This is a genomic window from Vreelandella neptunia (genome assembly GCF_022489065.1).
Lineage (GTDB): Bacteria > Pseudomonadota > Gammaproteobacteria > Pseudomonadales > Halomonadaceae > Vreelandella > Vreelandella neptunia_A.
On sequence record NZ_JAKVTW010000001.1, the window covers coordinates 848317 to 868844 of the forward strand.

Sequence of the window (20528 nt, forward strand, 5' to 3'; positions counted from 1 at the left end):
TATCGATAAAGAAGTGTAGGGGAAAAAAGTACTCGAAACTTGATCCTGCGCAGGAAGATCAAACCTAACAAAGACGACTGCCAAATAGCAGCAGGGAAGAGTCGAGGTTTTGCCAGCCCCACCAGGCGAAGACCAAGCCACCCAGCAGGGCGGCTGCTAATAGTAGAACGCTGACTGCTTTGGCGGCGTTCATGGCGTCGCCTTGGTTAATGTGTTGCGCTCAAGGGGTTTCTCATTAATAAACCAGTGCAGTGCCGCTGCCACCACCGAGAGCACAATGGCAATTTGCCAGACGGTGTCGTAGTTACCGGTGAGGTCATAAAAATAGCCCCCCAGCCAAACGCCCATAAAAGAGCCTAGCTGGTGAAATAGAAACACAATGCCGCCCAGCATAGAGAGATGGCGAACACCGAAGACGGAGGCCACGATGCCGTTGGTTAACGGTACGGTGGAGAGCCACAGCAGCCCCATGGCGATACCAAATACGTAAGCGCTTATTGGGCTTAACGGCAAATACACAAACGCTGTAATGACCACGCCGCGAATTAAATAGAGCCACGTTAGTAGCTTGGGTTTGGACCAGATGCCACCCATCCAACCTGCAGTATAGGTGCCCACAATATTAAACAGGCCTACTAATGCCAGTACGGTGGTGCCCACCTGAACGGCAAGGCCCTTATCAAATAAGTAGCCGGGTAGGTGTACGGCAATAAATACCACCTGAAAACCGCAAACAAAAAATCCTAGACAGAGTAGCCAAAAGCCTTTTTGGCCCGCTGCTTCATTGAGCGCATCTTTAAGGCTTAAATCTGCGGCGGTTTTGGCCGAGGGAGTGTCACGTAACATCGCGCCCAGTGGAATGATGATGGTGGCAATCGCTGCCATTGCCATCAGCGCCGCCGCCCAGCCTAGCCATTCGATCAAGCCAAGAGTGCCGGGAAGCATGGCAAACTGCCCAAACGAGCCTGCCGCGCTAACAATGCCCATGGCCATGCTGCGTTTTTCGGGTGCCACTGCTCGGCCTACGGCGCCTAAAATGACTGAAAAGGTAGTGCCAGAGAGGCCAAGGCCAATCAATAGCCCTGCGCTCATCGTCATGCCCAGTGCCGAGGTGGAAAGACTCATAAACATCAGGCCCAGGGCGTAGAGCAAGCCACCTACAACGATAATTTTAGCCGCGCCAAAGCGGTCAGCCAGGGCGCCGGTAAAAGGTTGCGATAAGCCCCATACTAAGTTTTGCAAGGCGAGCGCAAAGGCAAACACACCTCGTCCCCACTCAAGCTCGCTGCTGAGAGGTTCCATAAATAGCCCAAAGCCATGGCGTAACCCCATGGCGGTGGAGATAACTAAACTTCCTAGGGTTATCAGCAGCAGCGCGTGATTGCGGACGTGAGCCATGGTGTTCTCTTTATTTGCAGGCTTACAGTTAGCTCACTATCGCATGCGTTGTGGGCTTTTAGAAGCTGCCAAATAGGGTGCCGAGGATAATCACGCTAATCAGCGCGGTAATCGGTAGCAAGATGGTGACCATGGCCACATTGGCGTAGGACTGACGGTGAGTTAGGCCGCAAATGGCCAACAGCGTTATGACAGCACCCGAATGGGGAAGGGTGTCCATGCCGCCTGCTGCCAGTGTTGCTACGCGGTGCATCAATTCGGGATTAATCCCCGCTTCCTGCGCCATGGCTAGGTATTCACTGCCCAGGGTCTCTAAGGCAATAGAGAGACCACCAGATGAGGAGCCGGTGATCCCCGCTAGCACGCTCATCGCCATGGCTTCTGAAATTAAAGGGTTGCTGGGAAAAGCCGTTAGCACCGAATCGCGGATAATCGCAAAGCCCGCCATGCTGGCAATAACGGCGCCGTAACCCACCTCTGAAGCAGTGTTGAAAACCGGTAATAGCGAACCTAAACAGCCTTTATTGATACTCGCTTTAAGATCCTGCCAATGCTTCCAGCGGGTAATGATTAGCCATGTAGAGGCCGTTAGTAGCGCGATGAGTATGGCCCATAACCCGCTTTGCCCAGAGGGTGAAACGTTTTCAAACTCTTCGCTAATAAAACTTAAATCGATGGCTGGAAATACCCCGTAGGTAAACAGTGCGTTCAGGCCAATGACCATCAATATCGGAATCAGGGCCACCGGCAGTGGCATAGCGGCGCTGGGTTCATCTTCATCGCTGGCGTCCACTTCGCGCTCAGTATGCTGACCATAGCCTTCGCCGTTGTGAGCCGCTTTTTTAACCCGTGATTGTAGGTAGAAAGTACCCAGCCCAAGCATGATCAGCCCGGCAATAATGCCTAAGCCAGGCGCTGCAAAGCTGTTGGTTTCGAAATAGGGGATGGGGATTGCGTTCTGAATTGCTGGCGTACCGGGCAGTGCGGTCATGGTGAAGGTGAATGAGCCAAGAGCAATGGAGGCTGGAATTAAGCGCTTTGGCACATTGGCGCTACGAAATAGCTCACGGCTGATCGGGTAAATGGCAAACGCCACCACAAACAGCGATACGCCCCCATAGGTCAATATTGCGCAGGCCATGACCACGGTAAGGACGACGTGATGAGTGCCGAGCTTTTTTACGATGCCGTTGGCAATTGACTGCGCCGCGCCTGAGTCGGCCATGAGTTGCCCAAACAGAGCACCTAATAAAAACAGCGGGAAGAATTGGATAACATAGTTACCCAGTGCGCCCATGAATGTATCGGTGTAGATCGGCAGCAAAAATGCGGCATCCCCCGAGAGCAGCACTGCCAAACTCGCCATAAGGGGCGCCAGCAGCAGTACCGAGATTCCTCGATAGGCCAGAAACATCAAGAGCAGCAGGGAAATGATAATGGCAAGTATGCTCATGTGAGCTCCTAAGCGAGGGGTAATGTAGTGAATGCCGAACTTATGTAAAATAGGGGATAGTAGGCAGCATGGTGCGATGCAGCAAGAGAGCCTCGACTAAAGTCGCAATCAAAGAGGGGTACACCTTAGTCTTAGGTTTGCCGTTTTAATCTGCTAAAATCCGCTCCCTTCGCCGTTAATGACCTCTTAATAGCTCTAGGGATTTCCATGAATGCAGTAATTCTTGCGGTGCTGGTGATGGTGGCACTGTCGCTGGCCCGTGTCTCGGTGGTATTCGCGCTGGTGGTGGGTGCGTTAGTGGGTGGTTTAGTGGGCGGTTTATCGCTTGAGCAAACGCTGGATGCCTTTAATGAAGGTGTGGGCGGCGGTGCGCAAGTGGCGCTGGCCTATGCCACCTTGGGTGCCTTCGCGGTAGCTATTTCCCGCTCTGGACTGCCGGATATGCTCGCTAATCGATTGATTACTCTACTGGGTAAAGAGACCACCGCCGCACATCAGGCGCGGGTCAAAATGTTACTGCTAACGGCGGTTTTGCTGGTGGCAATCTCTTCGCAAAACGCTATTCCGGTACATATCGCCTTTATACCGGTGTTAATCCCGCCGCTATTAACCGTGATGAACCGCTTGAGGCTGGACCGGCGGGCTGTGGCGTGCGCGCTAACGTTCGGTCTAACCGCGCCTTACATGCTATTGCCAGTGGGCTTTGGGGCGATATTTCTCAACGATATTTTGTTGGCCAATTTAAACAGTGCGGGTGAGCCATTGGGGTTGGAAATCACCCGCGGTATGGTGCCGATGGCCATGGCCATTCCGGTCGGTGGCATGGCGCTTGGGTTAATCGTGGCGCTGCTATGGAGTTACCGACGCCCCCGTGATTATCAGGCGCAGGATATAGCCGCGAATGTGTCTGAAGCGCATGCGCCTGCTAAGCCCCATATGCTGGGGCTGGTTATGTCTGGGGTAGCGATCGTCGCAGCCCTCGGCCTGCAGCTGTATAGCGGTTCGATGATACTGGGTGGTTTGGTAGGGATTGGCCTGCTTTCAATGGGTGGCATCTTTAAGTGGCGCGAAGCAGACGATCTATTTACCAGCGGTATGCGCATGATGGCGCTGATCGGTTTTATCATGATCTCGGCGGCGGGCTTTGCGGAAGTAATGAAAACTACCGGTGAAATTGATGCCCTGGTATCGGGGGCGTTTGCGATCTTTGGTGATAACCGTGGTTTAGCAGCCTTGGTAATGCTGCTGGTCGGTCTTTTCATTACCCTGGGTATCGGCTCGTCTTTCTCGACCATTCCCATTATTGCCGCCATCTTTGTGCCCTTAGCAGTTCAGTTTGGCTTCTCGCCCATGGCGACGGTGGTGCTGGTGGGCACCGCAGCGGCGCTGGGTGATGCTGGCTCTCCGGCCTCGGATTCAACCTTGGGGCCAACTTCAGGCCTTAATGTGGATCGCCAGCACGATCATATGTGGGACAGCGTGGTGCCGACATTTCTGCACTACAACATTCCGTTAGTCGGCTTTGGCTGGTTAGCTGCGATGATGCTTTGATTAATTATTATTGATTAAATGTTCGATAAAAGCATTGGTTCGAAATCAGCCTGAAGCGGGGGTCTTTCGCCATGGATGGCGAAAGTAGCGCCCAAGGATGGGTTCACAGCGCCCCCGCAGCAGGTTGTTTCGGGCCGCCAGCTCATTTAGGCAGGTGGCTTTCAAACGCACTTAATAGCCCACGCAGCAGCGAAAGCTCTTTGCGGCTGGGCTGAGCACGGGCGAAGAGGGCCTGAAGCTGCTCCTCGGTGCGCGCGTGGGGCTGGGTTAAAAAGCCGCTCTCTTGCATTAAGCGACCTAAATGCGTCTGAAAGTGTAGAAACTGCTCGCGGCTGGGCGGCGTTGTCTCTAGCGGGCGCTGATACGCAAAACCGCTCTCTTTGCCTTTACGCCAGGCGCGGTGCACTTCATACGCCAGTATCTGTACCGCCTGGGATAAATTCAGAATGCCGTAGTCCGGGTTGGCGGGAATACTCACTTGGTGGGTGCAGCAGCGAATCTCATCATTCGTTAGGCCCGAACGCTCACGGCCAAACACCAGTGCCACCGGTGCCGTTTGCGCATTCTGGATAACGTCTGCCGCCATCTCATCGGGTTCGTCAAAGTGGGGCAGGGGCAGGCTGCGCAGGCGTGCGCTGGCGCCAACGACTTGAATGCAGTCAACTACCGCTTCGTCTAATGAGCTAACCACGCGTGCGTTTTCGAGCACATCGGTAGCGCCCGCCGCTAATCGTGTCGCCTCTTCATCGGGAAACATCCGTGGGTTAACCAGTACCAGCTCGGTTAAGCCCATGGTCTTCATTGCCCGAGCGGCAGCCCCAATATTGCCTGGGTGAAAGGTCTGAACGAGTACGATTCGGATATGCTGCAACATGCGCTAATGAACCCGGTAGCTTAAAAAATCGCGCTGATGATACCACGCCAGCCCAGCACATAGGGGGATCAAACCGCGCAAAACAATCGACCTAAAACGCAACAACCCCGCACTAGGCGGGGTTGTTGATGACTGCTTTGTCAGCTAGTAACAGCAGTTAGCAGTCTTGAGCAGAGGGCTCAGGGGTGCATTACATCATGCCGCCCATGCCACCCATTCCGCCCATGCCACCCATATCAGGGGCTGAGTCTTTCTCTTCCGGATCTTCAGCGATCATGCACTCAGTGGTGATCATCAGACCAGCAACAGAACCAGCGGACTGCAGGGCAGTACGGGTTACTTTAGCCGGATCCAGAACGCCCATTTCGAACAGGTCACCAAATTCGCCGGTTTGTGCGTTGTAACCAAAGTTGCCGGTTTCGTCTTTCACACGGTTGATAACCACGGCGGGCTCTTCACCAGCGTTGGAAACGATCTGACGCAGCGGAGACTGCATAGCGCGAAGCGCCATGTTGATACCATGGTTCTGGTCTTCGTTTTCGCCAGTCAAGCCTTGTACTTTGGCCATAACGCGAACCAGTGCAGTACCGCCACCAGGTACAACGCCTTCTTCAACGGCTGCACGAGTAGAGTGCAGGGCGTCTTCAACGCGGGCTTTCTTCTCTTTCATTTCCACTTCGGTAGCAGCACCGACGCGGATAACGGCAACACCGCCTGCCAGTTTGGCAACGCGCTCTTGCAGCTTCTCTTTGTCATAGTCAGAAGAGGTGTCTTCGATTTGCGCGCGGATCTGGTTAACGCGTGCTTCGATATCGCCTTCTGCACCAGCGCCATCAATGATGGTGGTGTTTTCTTTAGACATGGTCATGCGCTTAGCCGTACCCAGGTGATCCAGGTTCGCTTGCTCAAGCGTCAGGCCAACTTCTTCAGAGATGACGGTGCCGTTGGTCAGGATAGCGATATCCTGCAGCATGGATTTACGACGGTCGCCGAAGCCCGGTGCTTTAGCAGCAGCGACTTTCACGATACCGCGCATGTTGTTAACAACCAGCGTTGCCAGGGCTTCGCCTTCGATATCTTCAGCGATGATAGCCAGTGGCTTGCCTTGCTTAGCAACGGCTTCCAGTACCGGCAGCAGCTCACGGATGTTGGAGATCTTCTTATCCACTAACAGGATGTAAGGATCTTCCAGTTCAACCGTCATGGTGTCCTGGTTGGTGACGAAGTAAGGCGATAGGTAGCCGCGGTCAAACTGCATACCTTCAACGACTTCCAGCTCGTCTTCAAAGCCACGGCCTTCATCAACAGTGATGACGCCTTCTTTGCCGACTTTTTCCATCGCTTCAGCGATGATTTCGCCGATGCGCTTGTCGCCGTTAGCAGAGATAGTACCTACCTGAGCAATCGACTTGGTGTCGGTGCAAGGTACAGACATTGCCTTGATTTCTTTAACGGCAGCAGCAACGGCTTGATCGATACCGCGCTTAAGATCCATCGGGTTCATGCCGGCCGTTACGCCTTTCAGGCCTTCAGCAATAATTGCCTGGGCTAGAACGGTAGCGGTAGTAGTACCATCACCAGCGGCGTCAGAAGTCTGTGAAGCAACTTCTTTAACCATCTGTGCGCCCATGTTTTCGAACTTGTCTTTCAGTTCGATTTCTTTGGCGACAGAAACACCGTCTTTAGTGACAGTCGGGGAACCGAATGATTTTTCCAGTACCACGTTACGGCCTTTAGGGCCGAGGGTTACTTTTACCGCGTTGGCGAGAACGTCAACACCGCGCGCCATGCGTTTACGGGCATCATCTGAAAACTTAACTTGTTTAGCTGACATATCTGCTACTTCCTAAATTAAATGCAAAACGTGAAAGTAAATTATCGAAGCGCTCATTAGCAAAGCCTGAGCAACAACGACTGTTAGCCTTCAACAACCGCGAGAATATCGGTTTCGCTCATGATCAAGACTTCTTCGCCGTCGACTTTTTGTTTCTCGACACCGTAGCCATCTTTAAAGATCACGTTATCGCCAACTTTAACGTCTAGGGGGCGAACATCGCCATTTTCCAGAATGCGGCCATTACCAACGGCAAGTACTTCGCCACGTGTTGGTTTTTCTGCTGCATTTCCGGGAAGCACGATGCCGCCTGCAGTTTTCTGCTCTTCTTCAACGCGACGGACGATGACACGATCGTGCAAAGGACGGATATTCATTCACGCTCTCCTAAGTATGGTTAAAGCCCTGATGAGGGCGGTTAGCTAAAAAGGTTCTCGTGGGTTTAACCCGCGAGAAGCGAAGACCTCACAGTCTTCATTGTTAATGGCAACTACCGTCAAGATCGCTGCCGAATTTGTGTGCTGGTAGAAAAATGGGGGCTGAGGATGGCCTTTCAAGGGGGGCGGGTAATAAAAAATTGCTTTTTTTACTGATTTTCTTCCAGAGAGAACCTTATCGGCGACGTGAGGGTTCGTCTCGGCTAATAAAATCACCTTCGATGGGGCCGTCCTGTTGCGAAGATTGAGAGCTCTTATGTGAGTCGTTGTGAGAGCCCTTATAAGCGCTATTGCGAGAACCTTCATCAGCACTACCGAATTGCTCGCTATGCTCATGAGGGCGCGCCGTCGAGCCGTTTGGCCCTGGCTGTTGTCCCGCAATTTTTTTTAATCCTAACCAGGTAAGTGCTTTAAACATTAGTTGACGAGCACTTGGAATTAGGCACGCAAGACCCAGCGCATCAGACAAAAAGCCTGGCGCCATCAATAAGGCACCACCAAAAATAAGTGCCGCGCCGGTCATTAGCTCACTGGATGGAATCTCCCCAGCCTGCATCCGCTGCCGAGCGCGGGCGAAAGTTGACACACCCTCTTTACGAATAAGATGTAGCCCGGCAAAACCTGTGCCGAGCACTAAAAGTAGGGTGGTGAGTAGGCCAATCTGGCTGCCAATCGAAAAAAGAACCACAAAATCAAGTAGAGTGAAGAGTGATATAAAAACAAGAATGGGCATGGTCAACTCCAGAAAACCGCTTTATCACAGTCATAATTGCACAATATGGTGCCAGAAATGCTTATAACAAGCACCTGGAGATAAAGGTGGTATGAGTGATGAGGCTCGATTTAAGCCAATAATTCTTCTATGCTGCAATGCACAATGCTGCTGATTATTACTGCCGTAAGGAGCTAAGAATGGTACTCACCGATAAAGTAATCGCGGTTACCGGCGGGGCGCGTGGGCTAGGTTATGCTGTCGCGTTACGCTTGGGGAAACAGGGCGCCCGAATGGCGCTGTTAGATATGAGCGCTGAAGCGTTGGACCAAGCGGTATCAAAGCTCTCTGCCGAAGGCGTTGATGCACAAGCGTTTGTGGTGGACGTTGCTGAAGAAGACTCAGTAGTCCAAGCATTTGCAGATATCGCACAGCGCATGGGTGCTATTAGTGGCTGTGTTAATAACGCAGGTATTACTCAGGACGCACTGCTGGTGAAATCAAAAGAGGGGCGCGTGGAAAAACGCATGTCCTTGGAAGCTTGGCAGAATGTCATTAATGTTAATTTGACCGGTGTTTTTCTATGTGGGCGTGAAGCCGCTACGCAGATGATTGAAGCCGGGCATGAAGGCGTGATCGTTAATATTTCCAGTATTTCCCGGGCGGGCAATATGGGGCAAAGCAACTACGCTGCTGCCAAAGCGGGCGTGCATGCTTTAACGGTTACATGGAGTCAGGAGTTAGCGCGTTATGGCATTCGCACTGGCACCGTTGCGCCTGGGTTCATTGCTACCGAAATGACTGCTGCGATGCGCCCTGATATGTTGGAGCGTATCTCATCAAATGTGCCGCTAAAGCGCCTGGGTGAGCCTGATAATATTGCCCAAAGCGTCGCCTTTGTTATGGAGAACGACTACTTTAGCGGCCGGATCATTGAGTGCGATGGCGGCCTGCGGCTTTGATAAGCCGCTGAGCGAGCATTTGTGGTGGGAGGTGGCGAGCTAACGCTGCCTACCTCCCGCCAACCTCATTAACAGGCTGACACTAAAAATAGTCGCGACTAATTTCCCGCTGGAAATACATTTCCAGACGTAGCGTCATGGCCCAGCGAGGGTCGTAGCTTACATCGCGCTGAAAGTGTAGTTCCGGGATGACGTCGGCAAATAAGATGCCTTTATGGATGTCGCGACGGTACCGCGTTTGCAGAAAATAGTTGGTCATGCGGGGATTTGAAGCGCTCTCACCAATGGCAATCGCTGAATAGCGCAGTGCACTGCGACGATTGATGCGGTGATTGATTTCAGCAATTTCACTGTATTCAAGGGTGTCTTCTTCTTCCCGCCATTGAACGGTAGTGATAAACCTTAAGTGACGACGTTCGCTTAAAGGGCGACCCACATCCCAGCGCGTACGCGCAGAGTAGCCTTCATTATTGAACCACGACACCCGATTGTTTGATTCAAGTTGCCAGGGGCCTTCGCCGAGCTGCCACAGTCGCTCACTGGTAAAACGCACGTAGGGGTCGAGAGGAAGACGGAGGCGAACACCGGCTCCTACTCGGTTGCTCCAGTTTTCGCGCTTGTCGCGACTCTCCAGCCAATCCAGGCCTAGCGTGGAGCTACGACGGTCGCGCTGATCATTAGCAAGCCGCCCTGAGCCTTGCTCTTCGAGCGTGCCTTGCGACTCTTCCGGGTCACTCTCGATGACCAGCCGCAGACGCTCTTCTGAGGTAGGTAGATCAATACGGTAGCGAAGGGTGGTATCGGCGCTGGTGCCGTCACCCTCCATCCAGTCAATTTCTTGACCAAACCTTAGATAAGACTCGTTCTTGGCCTGCATGTGATCGTCTGTGCCAAAAAAGCCATCAATGCGGCGCGAGGTGTTATCGACCCAGTTGCCTACACTTTCGCGAAACGGCTCTACGCGCTCTTCAGCCCACTCGGGTAAGTCGCTATCTTCCTCTTCGGCATAGGCGTTCGCCGCGACGGAAGTCATTATGCCGAGCCAGCAGAAGGTTATAATTTTATGCATCGAGTGGTTCCAGTCTTAGCGTGCTTCGCCGCTTAGTTTTAAAAAACTGTAGTTAGCGTGCCTTATGGGTTTCTATCTCTTTTGCCCACTCAAGTACACGCTTGCGTTGGCCACGGCTGTTAAGACGACTGGTATCGACTTTGGCCGGAATAAGCTGGCGATTGGGCGCGGCGTTTAAATCAAGATTAAAGGTCCGTGATGCCCCCATGGGCATATCTTCGGACCCATAAATGGCAATGACACGAATTTCGAGCTGAAGATTTTGCTCATTTAGCAAATCATCTTCAAGTTCCCAATACTCTTTAACCTGATTCACAATGTCACCAAACGTTTGGATGTTCAGATAATCACCTGAAGCCAGCGGACCTTGATGGGTGCGATCACTATTTTCATTTTGTTCGCTGCCACGCTGCTGGTACTCCACTACATCGAGATTGTAGCTGTGTTTTTGCGTATGCATTACCGCTACAAGGTGTTGAATATAGATCGCTTCACTGCTCATATTGCTGATTAAACAGGTCGCATCGACGCCAGTGCCTCTTCCGCGATTAATAATAACGCGAGGGCGTCGTTGACGGACATAGCCGTCGTAGAGCAATTGGGCGTAAAAAACCCATACGAAGAGGGTGCAAACACTCGCGATTGCCGAGATAGCTTGAGCGTTATCGTTGAGCCATTCCATTATGTGAGATCCTTCTCATAAGTGTTGGAGGTTGTCTTGGGCGACAGATGATAGATAGTAGTGGCGTCAGTAACCCTGATTTAGGTCATTGACGATCACTTTTTTTGATTATTCAAACAGAGCCTAGCGGAAAACGGGAGGCAAGTCAGCCTGTTAAAGGGGGAGTGATGCGGTAAATCCCAAGCACGCAAAAAAATGGCAATAAGCCATTAATTATTCAATATAAAAAAGAAGCTTGCTAGGAGGTTGAATCAATGGTTGTCAGTTTCGGCAATATTGAGACATTAACACAGGAAGGGGTTAAGCTAATCGTTTGAAAACTAACAAGTAATTGGTGCGGATGGGGAGACTCGAACTCCCACACCTTACGGCACTAGAACCTAAATCTAGCGTGTCTACCAATTCCACCACATCCGCTAAGACGAGGCGTATATTATCAACTCTGTGTTAGAAGTCAATCATGAATTGACTATTAATCCTTCTGGTGTGGAGTAAATATGGTCGTAAAGGAGCAAGCATGGTTCTAAAACAGTGGCTACAGAGAGGAGGCCATTGGGTAAAGCAGGCCATGCCAGGCTATTGCGCTTTTTGTCTGGCACCGGCGTTAGCGGGGCGGGGGTGGTGCTCAGCCTGTTTGTTCGAGCTGCCATGGAATAACCATGCCTGCCGTCAGTGTGGCGACCCTGTTTTGCATGGATTGGAATTGTGTGGGCATTGCTTAATTGATCAACCAGCATTTTCTACGACTCAGGCTGGGTTGCTGTATCAAGGGCCTATTAAACAGTTGATCCATGATTTTAAATTTCATGCCGCCACACGTTCGGGCACACTATTAGCCGAGCTAATGCTACTAACCCCACCGACTGCCTTGGGAAATGCTCTATTGTCGGTCCCGATGCATCCAGCTCATGCTCGCACGCGAGGGTTTAATCAATCCCGATGGTTGAACGAGAGGCTAAGCCGCCAGCTTGGGGTGCCAATGGTGAGTGCCCGGCGTATAAAGAATTCCCCTTCCCAGCGCACGTTGAATCGTCGCCAGCGGGCTGCCAATCTTGCGGATGCGTTTGTATTCGAAACGCCGCCCCCGGCGCATATCACAATAATCGACGATGTGGTCACCACTGGTTCAACGGGGCATGCATTAGCGCAAGCCGCGCTGGAGGCCGGTGCTACGCGTGTTGATATTTGGGCGGCCGCGCGGACACCTCTAGGCAAGGGTTGATAGAATAGCGCTTTTGCTGAATCAACACTCTTTTTGTCAACCCAGGAGTGACCGATGTCACACCCGTTTAGCTCCCTCTCACCCGATTTGGTGATGTCTGCCGTAGAGTCACTCGACATTTGGCCAGCAGGTGAGCCCTTTGCGCTAAATAGCTACGAAAATCGTGTGCTCATGTTTCGCGATGACGATGGTAAAAACTGGATTGTTAAATTTTATCGACCTGACCGTTGGTCAGATGCGGCGATTCAGGAAGAGCACGATTTTTTACAGGAGCTCACCAACCAACAAGTGCCGGTAGTGGCACCCTGGCGTGATAAGGCGGGTGTCTCATTACACTACTTTAAAGCGTATCGATTTTCGCTGTTTCCCCACTGCCCAGGCCAAGCCCCCGAGCTGGATAACCCTTCGCATTTGTTTGCGATGGGCGAGGTGCTAGGGCGGTTACATGAAGTGTCAGCCAAAAAAGCCTTTCAGCACCGTCCAACGTTAGAGATGGCAAGTGGGGTACTAGATGCTCAGCAGCGGGTGCTCAATAGCGAGAGGCTGACGCTTCATCAGTGTCGGGCCTATGAACGAGTGATCGAGAAAACCCATCAGCACCTTTTAAAACATAATGTTCCCGCTAGCAGCCTGATTCGCTGCCATGGAGACTGCCATTTGGGCAATGTGCTGGGGCGTGACGAGCAGTTTACGCTGGTCGATTTTGACGACTGCGTGAAGGCGCCCGCAATTCAGGATCTATGGATGCTACTGCCAACGGATGACCCTCAAGGCTGGCGATCCTATTTGAGCGAAATAACCGAAGGGTATGAGGAGACAGGCTCCTTTCCTACTGAGCAGATGTCGCTGATAGAGCCGTTGAGAAGTTATCGCTTGATTAGGCACTCTGCGTGGCTGGTATCACGCTGGGATGATCCTGCGTTTCCTCGCGCCTTCCCTTGGCTGGCGGATAGCGGCTATTGGGATCAGCATATCCGCCAATTAGAGCAGCAGTGCCTTCAGTTAGACAACCCTCGCTGGCTGGCGTAAGCGGTATTTAAAGCGCGTTATTAACGAGTGTTTACGCTAGTCGTTAATGCTCAGTCAGGCACGGCTTCTTCGCGGGGCACAGGATTGGCGACACCTTCTCCATCTGCCTGGCGACGCTGTTCGTTGAGCTCTGCAGAAGGATTATCCAACTCCTCAATCTCAACCGCTTGATCCAGCGTAAGAAGAAACGCCTGACCGGGTGAGAGCGTACATGAAGCGCCTTCACAAGCAATGCCGTACTGACCATCCTCTGCATAGGCGCTGGCACTGAACTCGCCCGTGAAAATATCACTGTCAGCGTCGTGGGTTTCAATGCAGGTGGCCTCTTGCGTAGTAACACGAACACGCTCATCCACTAACTGAGCATTACCCACGATAACGCAGTATTCAGGCAGCGAGTGTGAGGCGCCTGCTGCTTGAGTTGGGTGTAGCAGAATATCGCTAAGCCGCGTTTGGTCGGAGGAGAAGGTAAGTTCCTCAACAACCTCAACGCCGACGGTCGCTTCATTGGGCAGTGAAAGAGTCGCTTCAGCAGCGGCTGCAATAAGTGGCGTAGCGAAAAAAGGTGTCACGAGGGCGGTTGCCCAAAAAGACGTTGGCTTAAATGACATGGCGAGCTCTCATGATAGGTGCCTGCAATAAAGGCGGTAAAATAGTAACGATTTATCATATCACAGGCCCCTGGGTTGCAAAGTGAACAACGCGGCACTCTGCCACAGGCGAGCTAGGTGCGGTAAAATACTCTTTTTGCTTAATAATCGTTGTGCAGGTTTTTTTAAAAGTATATCTTTTGTATAAGTTGTTAAGAGTAGCCGATGGCTAATGGCGCTCTCCAGACGATTTTATTTACCTACGCAAAAGGATATTGATTTAAGTGACTGCTAGGACGCGATTGCGAACAGTTTTTGATGAGGTTTCACATGTCCGATGATATCGCCGATCACTACCGCCAGATAATTTCCGCACTTGGCGAAGACCCTGATCGCGAAGGGTTAAGAGATACGCCGAAGCGTGCAGCCAAGGCTATGCAATTTTTGAATGCAGGCTACACTCAGTCGTTGGACAACATTATTAATGGCGCGGTATTTGAGTCGCAAACGGATGAAATGGTGCTGGTAAAAGATATTGAGTTGTACTCAATGTGTGAGCACCACTTACTGCCTTTTATCGGCAAGTGCCATATTGCCTATCTGCCCAATGGCAAAGTATTAGGGCTATCCAAGTTTGCCCGCATTGTTGATATGTATGCACGCCGTATGCAGATTCAAGAGAACCTGACTCGTCAGATCGCCGATGCTGTTCAGGAAGTGACCCAGGCCAAGGGCGTTGCTGTTGTCATTGAGGCGCGTCACCTCTGCATGATGATGCGTGGTGTGGAGAAGCAAAATTCCAGCATGACCTCATCGGTAATGTTGGGTGGTTTTCGCAGTAATCAGGCGACGCGCCACGAATTCTTAATGCTCATAAACTAAGTTTTCCAGTCGTTATTGGCTGTCAAAGCACGCCGTAAACTTGGTCTAAAGGGGTGTTTCGTCTTAGCATGAAGTGGTTAATGAGCCTATAAGGCCAACATTTTGGTCAGGAGTCTGTCATGGAAGCGCTTAAAGAAACACAGCTATATTGCCCCTTTGCTTATATTGACGGCAGCTGGGTTGCAGCGGATAGCGGCGAGCAAATCACCGTACTAAACCCGGCAACCGGCGAAGCGATTGGCGATATTCCTCGCTTGGGTAAAGCAGAGACTGAGCGGGCGATTGACGCAGCAGATGCAGCACTGCCAGCGTGGCGTGCCCTCACTGCTCAGGAGCGAGCGGATTTACTGCTGAAATGGCACGACCTGATGATGGAGCATCAGCAGGATCTCGCCATGCTGATGACCTACGAACAGGGTAAGCCGCTTAAAGAAGCCGCTGGTGAAATTGCCTATGCAGCAAGCTTTCTACGCTGGTTTGCCGAAGAAGCGCGCCGCGTTTATGGTGAAACCATTCCGGCGGCTAAGGCTAACCAGCGCATTGTGGTTACCAAACAGCCCGTGGGCGTTGTAGGGGCGATAACGCCCTGGAATTTCCCTGCGGCGATGATCACCCGTAAAGCGGGCGCCGCGCTGGCGGCAGGCTGCACGATAGTGGTTAAGCCTGCCAGCCAGACACCGTTTTCAGCCACGGCGCTGGCGCTATTGGCAGAGCGAGCCGGTATTCCACGTGGTGTGTTCAATGTGGTGCCTGGCAGTGCCAGCGATATTGCTCAAGCCATGACCCAATCGCCGAAAGTGCGCAAGATTACTTTCACGGGGTCTACCGAAGTTGGGCGCAAATTGATGGCGCAAGCGGCAGAGCACGTGCAGAAGATCTCGCTTGAGCTGGGAGGCAATGCGCCGTTTATCGTGTTTGAAGATGCCGATCTAGATGCCGCGGTGGAAGGGGCGATGGCCGCCAAATTTCGTAATGCTGGCCAAACCTGTGTGTGTACCAACCGCTTTTTAGTTCAGTCCAGCGTGATTAATGCCTTTTGTGAAAAGTTGGCAGTCGCGATGAACAGCGAGCTGCATGTTGGCGATGGCACCAAGCCGAATATCAATATTGGGCCGCTCATCGATCAAAATGCCGTCAAGAAAGTCAGCGAGCATGTGCAGGATGCGATCGATAATGGCGCTGAGCTGTTGTTAGGTGGCCATCCTCATCCGCTGGGTGGCAATTTCTTTACACCTACGCTGATCAGCTTTGCCACTGACAAGATGAAAGTGGCCCACGAAGAGACCTTTGGGCCACTCGCGGCTGTCTTCCCGTTTGATGATGAAGAGACCGCAATCGAGATGGCCAACGATACCCAGTATGGCTTGGCCTCCTATTTCTACTCGCGTGATCTGTCCCGCGTATGGCGTGTGGCCGAGGCGCTGGAGTACGGTATGGTGGGTATTAATACGGGCGCTATTTCCAACGCCGCTGCGCCGTTTGGTGGGGTAAAAGCTTCAGGCCTAGGTCGTGAAGGTGGCCATCAGGGCTTGGAAGAGTACCTGGAAACCAAGTATCTGTGTATTGATCTTGGCTAAGCCTGATCCTCACTTTTCAGCCCTTACTTTTAAGTAAAGCTCTTAAGTAAACTGTTAAGTAAAAGCGGTACAAAAAAGCCCCCATCAGCGCACTGCTGATGGGGGCTAATTTTTACGCGATCACTTTAAATGCCGATAGCATGGTGGAGCTTAGTGGTTGAGCTAGATGGAAGAGCTTAGTGTCGGAAATGACGCATGCCGGTAAATACCATCGCAATACCCGCCTCATTGGCAGCGTCGATCACTTCCTGGTCACGCATAGAGCCACCCGGTTGAATCACGGCGGTAATGCCTGCTGCTGCAGCAGCATCAATGCCATCGCGGAAGGGGAAGAAAGCGTCAGATGCCATGACGGAGCCGGGAACCGACAGCCCTTCATCGGCGGCCTTAATGCCGGCAATTTTAGCTGAATAGACGCGGCTCATCTGGCCTGCGCCAACGCCTACGGTTTGGCCGCTTTTGGCATATACAATGGCGTTGGACTTAACGAATTTGGCTACCCGCCAAGCAAAAGCCAGATCACGCAGCTCTTGTTCGCTAGGTGCGCGCTTGCTGACGACGGTCAAGTCGTCGCGGGTGACCATCCCGTCATCGCGCTCTTGCACCAGTAAGCCGCCATTGACGCGTTTAAAGTCCAGCGCCGGTTGCTGCTCGGCGGGCCAGTGAGCGCTGACGTCCAGCAAGCGTACGTTTTGCTTATTTGCCACGATAGCGGCGGCTTCATCGCTAATGCCGGGGGCAATAATGACCTCGACAAACTGGCGGTTGATAATCGCCTGGGCTGCTTCGGCGTCCAGTGGCGTATTGAAAGCGATAATGCCGCCAAATGCACTGGTAGGGTCGGTGGCAAAGGCTTTGTCGTAAGCGGCTAAGGCGGTTTCGCCAATAGCGACGCCGCAGGGATTGGCGTGTTTAACGATCACGCAGGCCGTTTCTGTAAAAGCTTTTACGCATTCAAACGCAGCGTCGGTATCGGCCACATTGTTATACGAAAGCGGCTTGCCCTGGAGCATTTTGGCGGTAGCGACACTGGGCTCGCTCGCCTGCGGGTCAATGTAGAAGGCCGCCTGCTGATGGGGATTTTCGCCATACCTCATGTCCTGCTTTTTATCGAGCTGCAGGTTAAAGGTGCGGGGGAAGGTTTCATCGGCAGTCGTGACTTTGCGACCTAGGTAGTCGGCAATCGCGCCATCGTAGCCAGCGGTATGCTCAAACGCTTTCACTGCTAAATCGAAGCGCGTAGCGCGACTGACCTGGCCATCTTGGGCGGCCAGCTCGCCCAGTACTCGTGCGTAGTCACTGCTATTGACCACGATAGTGGTGTAAACGTGGTTTTTGGCGCAGGCGCGTACCATGGTGGGGCCGCCGATATCGATATTCTCGATGGCGTCTTCCAGGGTGCAGTCGGGCTTGGCAACCGTGGCGGCAAACGGGTAGAGGTTAACCACCACCATGTCGATCGGCGTGATGCCGTTCTCAGCCATAACGGCATCGTCTTGGCCACGACGAGCCAAGATACCGCCGTGGATTTTGGGGTGCAGCGTTTTAACCCGGCCATCCATAATTTCGGGGAAACCGGTGTGTTCAGACACTTCTTTCACTGCAATGGCATTTTCTTTCAGCAGGCGAAAAGTACCGCCAGTGGAGAGGAGTTCAACGCCGTGTTCAGTAAGGCCGCGGGCGAATTCCACAATGCCGGTTTTATCAGAAACACTCAAAAGAGCGCGGCGGACGGGGGTAGCGTTGCTGTCAGTCAGGGGAGAATTATCAGCCATTAGAGTGCTCGTGTGCAGAGTCGAGAATAAAAACAACAACGCCCCATGGTTATGGGGCGTCACCTTCGATAAGTCCGTATTGCTTGAGTTTTTTGCGCAGGGTGCCACGGTTCAGCCCCAGTACATCCGCAGCACGGGTCTGGTTGCCGTCAGTGTGCTCCAGGACGCAGGCCAGTAAAGGCGCCTCTACTTCGGCCATGACCATCGCGTATAGATCGGTAGCCTGGCTGCCGTCCAAATGCTCAAAGTAGCGGCGCATGGCCGTTTCAACCGCCTCTCTAAGCGGTTGTGGGGGTGAGCTGGCAGTAGGGTCCGCTAGCGTGCCCGCTAAATGGGAGTTGCTCTCGTAAAAGGCGTCGCTGGATACATCGGCGCTTGAGTAGGTATCGCTAGAGAGAAGATCGCGTTCGGTCATGCAGCATGGCTTCCTTTGGCTAGCAGACGTGTGGCGGCGCCGGGGGCCATCACGTCGTTGATCCAATCAAATTGCGTTTCAGGTGACGCTAACGCATTGAACTGCTGCTTAAGCGCGCGCTGTTGGGGCTGCGAAAAGCGTGGGTCGTCGCTGATATACCAGCCAACATGTTTGCGTGCGATACGCACACCCATTGTCGAGCCATAAAACTCGTGCAACGCGTCTACATGCCCCTGCAGTACTTGGCGGCGCTCAGCAAGGCTGGGTAGCGCCATCCGTTCTCCATATTGGAGATAATGGCTGATCTGTTGAAAGATCCACGGGTTGCCCTGAGCACCACGGCCTACCATCACTGCATCAGCGCCGGTATAAGCGAGTACCTCGGCGGCTTTTTCCGGACTTGTTATGTCGCCGTTGGCTATCACCGGTATTGAAAGGTGAGATTTAATCTCAGCAATCGTGTCGTACTCTGCCTGACCAGTATAGCGCTGCTGGCGGTGTCTGCCATGTACGGCGAGTGCTTGAATGCCTGCTGACTCGGCTAAACGGGCAATTCGTAGGGCGTTATTCGACTCAGCGCACCAGCCAGTGCGGATTTTCAGGGTAACGGGAATATCAACGGCTGACACCACTGCATCGAGAATATCAGCCACCAACGCTTCATCACGAAGCAGCGCCGACCCGGCAGCTTTGTTGCATACTTTCTTGGCTGGGCAGCCCATATTGATATCGATGATCTGCGCGCCCAGCTCGGCATTCAAACGCGCTGCCTGAGCCAGCATTTCAGCGTCGCCCCCGGCTATTTGCACCACACGTGGGTCGGGTTCGCCGCGGTGATCCATGCGCAGCTGCGATTTGCGCGTATGCCAAAGGCTAGGGTCCGCCGTGACCATTTCACCCACGACCCAGCCAGCCCCAAGCCTGCGACATAGCTGGCGAAAGGGGCGGTCGGTAACGCCGGCCATTGGCGCAAGAATTACCTTATTGGGTAACACATAGCGGCCAATGCTGGCTGGTTTCGTCGTTAAGGTCATGGCGTCAGGTTTTATGTGTGCTGGGCTGAATGTGTAAGCAGGCTACGAGTCGGCGTTTCAAGGGGGCGTATGATACGCCTACTCGGTGATGGGGTGAAGGCCGATTGCCGCTTTAAAGCGGGCGCTGGCCGTTAAGTCGCACCCAGCCTTCACGAATCACTGGTTCATTCATGGCGATACCCTGGGCGGCGTAGGCTTCATAAACATCATCCGCTTGGTTCGCCAAAATGCCAGAAAGCGCAATACGGCCACCAGGGGCGACGTGCCCGGCAATCATTGGTGCTAACTCGACTAGCGGCCCGGCCAAGATATTCGCGGTCACGATTGGGTAGTCGCCGCCATCGCTTAACTGCTCAGGGTAGTAAAGTGTTAGGTCTGCCTCGGCAATACCATTCCGTTCTGCGTTGTCACGACTGGCTTGTAACGCCTGGGGATCAATGTCGGTGGCATCGGCATGACTAGCGCCGAGCTTGAGCGCGGCAATGGCGAGAATGCCGGAACCACAGCCTACGTCCAGTACGCTTTGCTGCGCTAAATGGCCCGCTACTGCCAGCTCATCCAGCCACTCTAGGCAAAGTGCTGTGGTCGGGTGTGTGCCCGTACCAAAGGCCAGGCCAGGGTCGAGAATTAAGTTTACGGCATCCGCTTGGGGCGGTTCGTGCCAGCTCGGCACAATCCATAGCCGCTGCCCCATCTGTAGCGGCGTGAAGTCATCCATCCACTCCCGCTCCCAGTCCCGATCAGCCAACAGCTCATACTCAATGGTGGGGCAGGGCTCCCCTGGCATCTGTTCGGACCAGGCGGCCTCGATACGCTCCAGCATGCTTTCGACGCCCTCTAGGTCATCGTAAAGCCCGGTTAGGATGGTGTCTTCCCATAGCGGTGTTGTACCACGTTCCGGCTCAAATACCGGGTCATCGTGGGCATCCTGAAGGCCAATGGCCGTCGCGCCCTCTTCAAGCAGCAGTTCTTCGAGGAACTCGGCTTGTTCAGGGGCGACATGGGCTTTGAGTTGAAGCCAGGGCATGAGGA

20 protein-coding genes and 1 tRNA gene are annotated in these 20528 nt (G+C 53.0%); 6 read left to right on the forward strand and 15 right to left on the reverse strand.

What is annotated here, in order from left to right; genetic code table 11:
- Positions 1–64: 64 nt before the first annotated feature.
- The 3 genes from MLE19_RS22995 to MLE19_RS03855 are packed head-to-tail and all read right to left on the reverse strand — an operon-like array spanning position 65 to position 2851.
- The gene (locus MLE19_RS22995) at positions 65–193 is read right to left on the reverse strand and encodes a hypothetical protein (protein ID WP_276322290.1); all 129 of its coding nucleotides are present in this window, start codon (positions 191–193) and stop codon (positions 65–67) included.
- Entirely contained in the window at positions 190–1398 is a 1209-nt protein-coding gene (locus MLE19_RS03850) for an MFS transporter (protein WP_240716735.1), read from the reverse strand. Before MLE19_RS03850 ends, MLE19_RS22995 begins: the two co-directional genes overlap by 4 nt.
- A gap of 58 nt (positions 1399–1456) precedes the next feature.
- Positions 1457–2851 (reverse strand): GntP family permease, encoded by a 1395-nt coding sequence (locus MLE19_RS03855; RefSeq protein WP_240716736.1) that lies wholly within the window; start codon positions 2849–2851, stop codon positions 1457–1459.
- A 207-nt stretch (positions 2852–3058) separates the two neighbouring features.
- Here MLE19_RS03855 and MLE19_RS03860 point away from each other — a divergent pair, with 207 nt between their 5' ends.
- Complete coding sequence (locus tag MLE19_RS03860) at positions 3059–4402, forward strand: Na+/H+ antiporter family protein (RefSeq protein WP_240716737.1); 1344 nt, start codon at positions 3059–3061, stop codon at positions 4400–4402.
- Positions 4403–4544: 142 nt separating this feature from the next.
- Here MLE19_RS03860 and MLE19_RS03865 read toward each other — a convergent pair whose 3' ends face one another.
- The 4 genes from MLE19_RS03865 to MLE19_RS03880 all read right to left on the reverse strand — a co-directional run bounded on the left by MLE19_RS03865 (position 4545) and on the right by MLE19_RS03880 (position 8280).
- Complete coding sequence (locus MLE19_RS03865) at positions 4545–5276, reverse strand: RNA methyltransferase (RefSeq protein ID WP_240716738.1); 732 nt, start codon at positions 5274–5276, stop codon at positions 4545–4547.
- Positions 5277–5466: 190 nt separating this feature from the next.
- On the reverse strand, positions 5467–7110 hold the full coding sequence (gene groL / locus MLE19_RS03870; protein WP_240716739.1) for a chaperonin GroEL: 1644 nt from the start codon (positions 7108–7110) through the stop codon (positions 5467–5469).
- Between the two features lie 83 nt (positions 7111–7193).
- On the reverse strand, positions 7194–7487 hold the full coding sequence (locus MLE19_RS03875) for a co-chaperone GroES (protein WP_240716740.1): 294 nt from the start codon (positions 7485–7487) through the stop codon (positions 7194–7196).
- A 235-nt stretch (positions 7488–7722) separates the two neighbouring features.
- A complete protein-coding gene (locus MLE19_RS03880) occupies positions 7723–8280 on the reverse strand; it encodes an FxsA family protein (RefSeq protein ID WP_240716741.1) in 558 nt (185 codons plus the stop codon).
- Between the two features lie 179 nt (positions 8281–8459).
- On the opposite strand from MLE19_RS03880, the gene MLE19_RS03885 reads away from it, so the two are divergent.
- Positions 8460–9221: an SDR family oxidoreductase gene (locus MLE19_RS03885; protein ID WP_240716742.1), complete on the forward strand. Its 762-nt coding sequence runs from the start codon at positions 8460–8462 to the stop codon at positions 9219–9221.
- Between the two features lie 82 nt (positions 9222–9303).
- Here MLE19_RS03885 and MLE19_RS03890 read toward each other — a convergent pair whose 3' ends face one another.
- The 3 genes from MLE19_RS03890 to MLE19_RS03900 all read right to left on the reverse strand — a co-directional run bounded on the left by MLE19_RS03890 (position 9304) and on the right by MLE19_RS03900 (position 11389).
- Positions 9304–10290 carry a hypothetical protein gene (locus MLE19_RS03890; RefSeq protein WP_240716743.1) on the reverse strand — a complete coding sequence of 329 codons (987 nt, stop codon included), beginning with the start codon at positions 10288–10290 and terminating at the stop codon, positions 9304–9306.
- Positions 10291–10342: 52 nt separating this feature from the next.
- Positions 10343–10972 (reverse strand): hypothetical protein, encoded by a 630-nt coding sequence (locus MLE19_RS03895; protein ID WP_240716744.1) that lies wholly within the window; start codon positions 10970–10972, stop codon positions 10343–10345.
- A 332-nt stretch (positions 10973–11304) separates the two neighbouring features.
- A tRNA-Leu gene (locus MLE19_RS03900) sits at positions 11305–11389 on the reverse strand.
- A gap of 100 nt (positions 11390–11489) precedes the next feature.
- On the opposite strand from MLE19_RS03900, the gene MLE19_RS03905 reads away from it, so the two are divergent.
- Both MLE19_RS03905 and MLE19_RS03910 read left to right on the forward strand, forming a co-directional pair.
- Positions 11490–12194, forward strand: coding sequence for a ComF family protein (locus tag MLE19_RS03905; protein WP_240716745.1), 705 nt, complete (start codon positions 11490–11492; stop codon positions 12192–12194).
- Positions 12195–12248: 54 nt separating this feature from the next.
- On the forward strand, positions 12249–13223 hold the full coding sequence (locus MLE19_RS03910; protein ID WP_240716746.1) for a serine/threonine protein kinase: 975 nt from the start codon (positions 12249–12251) through the stop codon (positions 13221–13223).
- Between the two features lie 50 nt (positions 13224–13273).
- Here MLE19_RS03910 and MLE19_RS03915 read toward each other — a convergent pair whose 3' ends face one another.
- Positions 13274–13834 (reverse strand): hypothetical protein, encoded by a 561-nt coding sequence (locus MLE19_RS03915; protein WP_240716747.1) that lies wholly within the window; start codon positions 13832–13834, stop codon positions 13274–13276.
- Between the two features lie 309 nt (positions 13835–14143).
- Between MLE19_RS03915 and folE the strand changes: the two genes are divergently transcribed.
- Both folE and MLE19_RS03925 read left to right on the forward strand, forming a co-directional pair.
- Positions 14144–14695 carry a GTP cyclohydrolase I FolE gene (folE, locus tag MLE19_RS03920; protein ID WP_240716748.1) on the forward strand — a complete coding sequence of 184 codons (552 nt, stop codon included), beginning with the start codon at positions 14144–14146 and terminating at the stop codon, positions 14693–14695.
- A 119-nt stretch (positions 14696–14814) separates the two neighbouring features.
- Positions 14815–16272: an NAD-dependent succinate-semialdehyde dehydrogenase gene (locus tag MLE19_RS03925; RefSeq protein ID WP_240716749.1), complete on the forward strand. Its 1458-nt coding sequence runs from the start codon at positions 14815–14817 to the stop codon at positions 16270–16272.
- Positions 16273–16448: 176 nt separating this feature from the next.
- Here the strand turns inward: MLE19_RS03925 and purH are convergent, their stop codons facing one another.
- The 4 genes from purH to prmA all read right to left on the reverse strand — a co-directional run bounded on the left by purH (position 16449) and on the right by prmA (position 20523).
- Positions 16449–18047, reverse strand: coding sequence for a bifunctional phosphoribosylaminoimidazolecarboxamide formyltransferase/IMP cyclohydrolase (purH, locus tag MLE19_RS03930; protein ID WP_240716750.1), 1599 nt, complete (start codon positions 18045–18047; stop codon positions 16449–16451).
- A 49-nt stretch (positions 18048–18096) separates the two neighbouring features.
- Entirely contained in the window at positions 18097–18462 is a 366-nt protein-coding gene (gene fis, locus MLE19_RS03935) for a DNA-binding transcriptional regulator Fis (protein ID WP_240716751.1), read from the reverse strand.
- The gene (gene dusB / locus MLE19_RS03940) at positions 18459–19496 is read right to left on the reverse strand and encodes a tRNA dihydrouridine synthase DusB (protein WP_240716752.1); all 1038 of its coding nucleotides are present in this window, start codon (positions 19494–19496) and stop codon (positions 18459–18461) included. The genes fis and dusB overlap by 4 nt, the downstream gene beginning before the upstream one ends.
- A gap of 112 nt (positions 19497–19608) precedes the next feature.
- On the reverse strand, positions 19609–20523 hold the full coding sequence (gene prmA, locus MLE19_RS03945; protein WP_240716753.1) for a 50S ribosomal protein L11 methyltransferase: 915 nt from the start codon (positions 20521–20523) through the stop codon (positions 19609–19611).
- Positions 20524–20528: the final 5 nt, after the last annotated feature.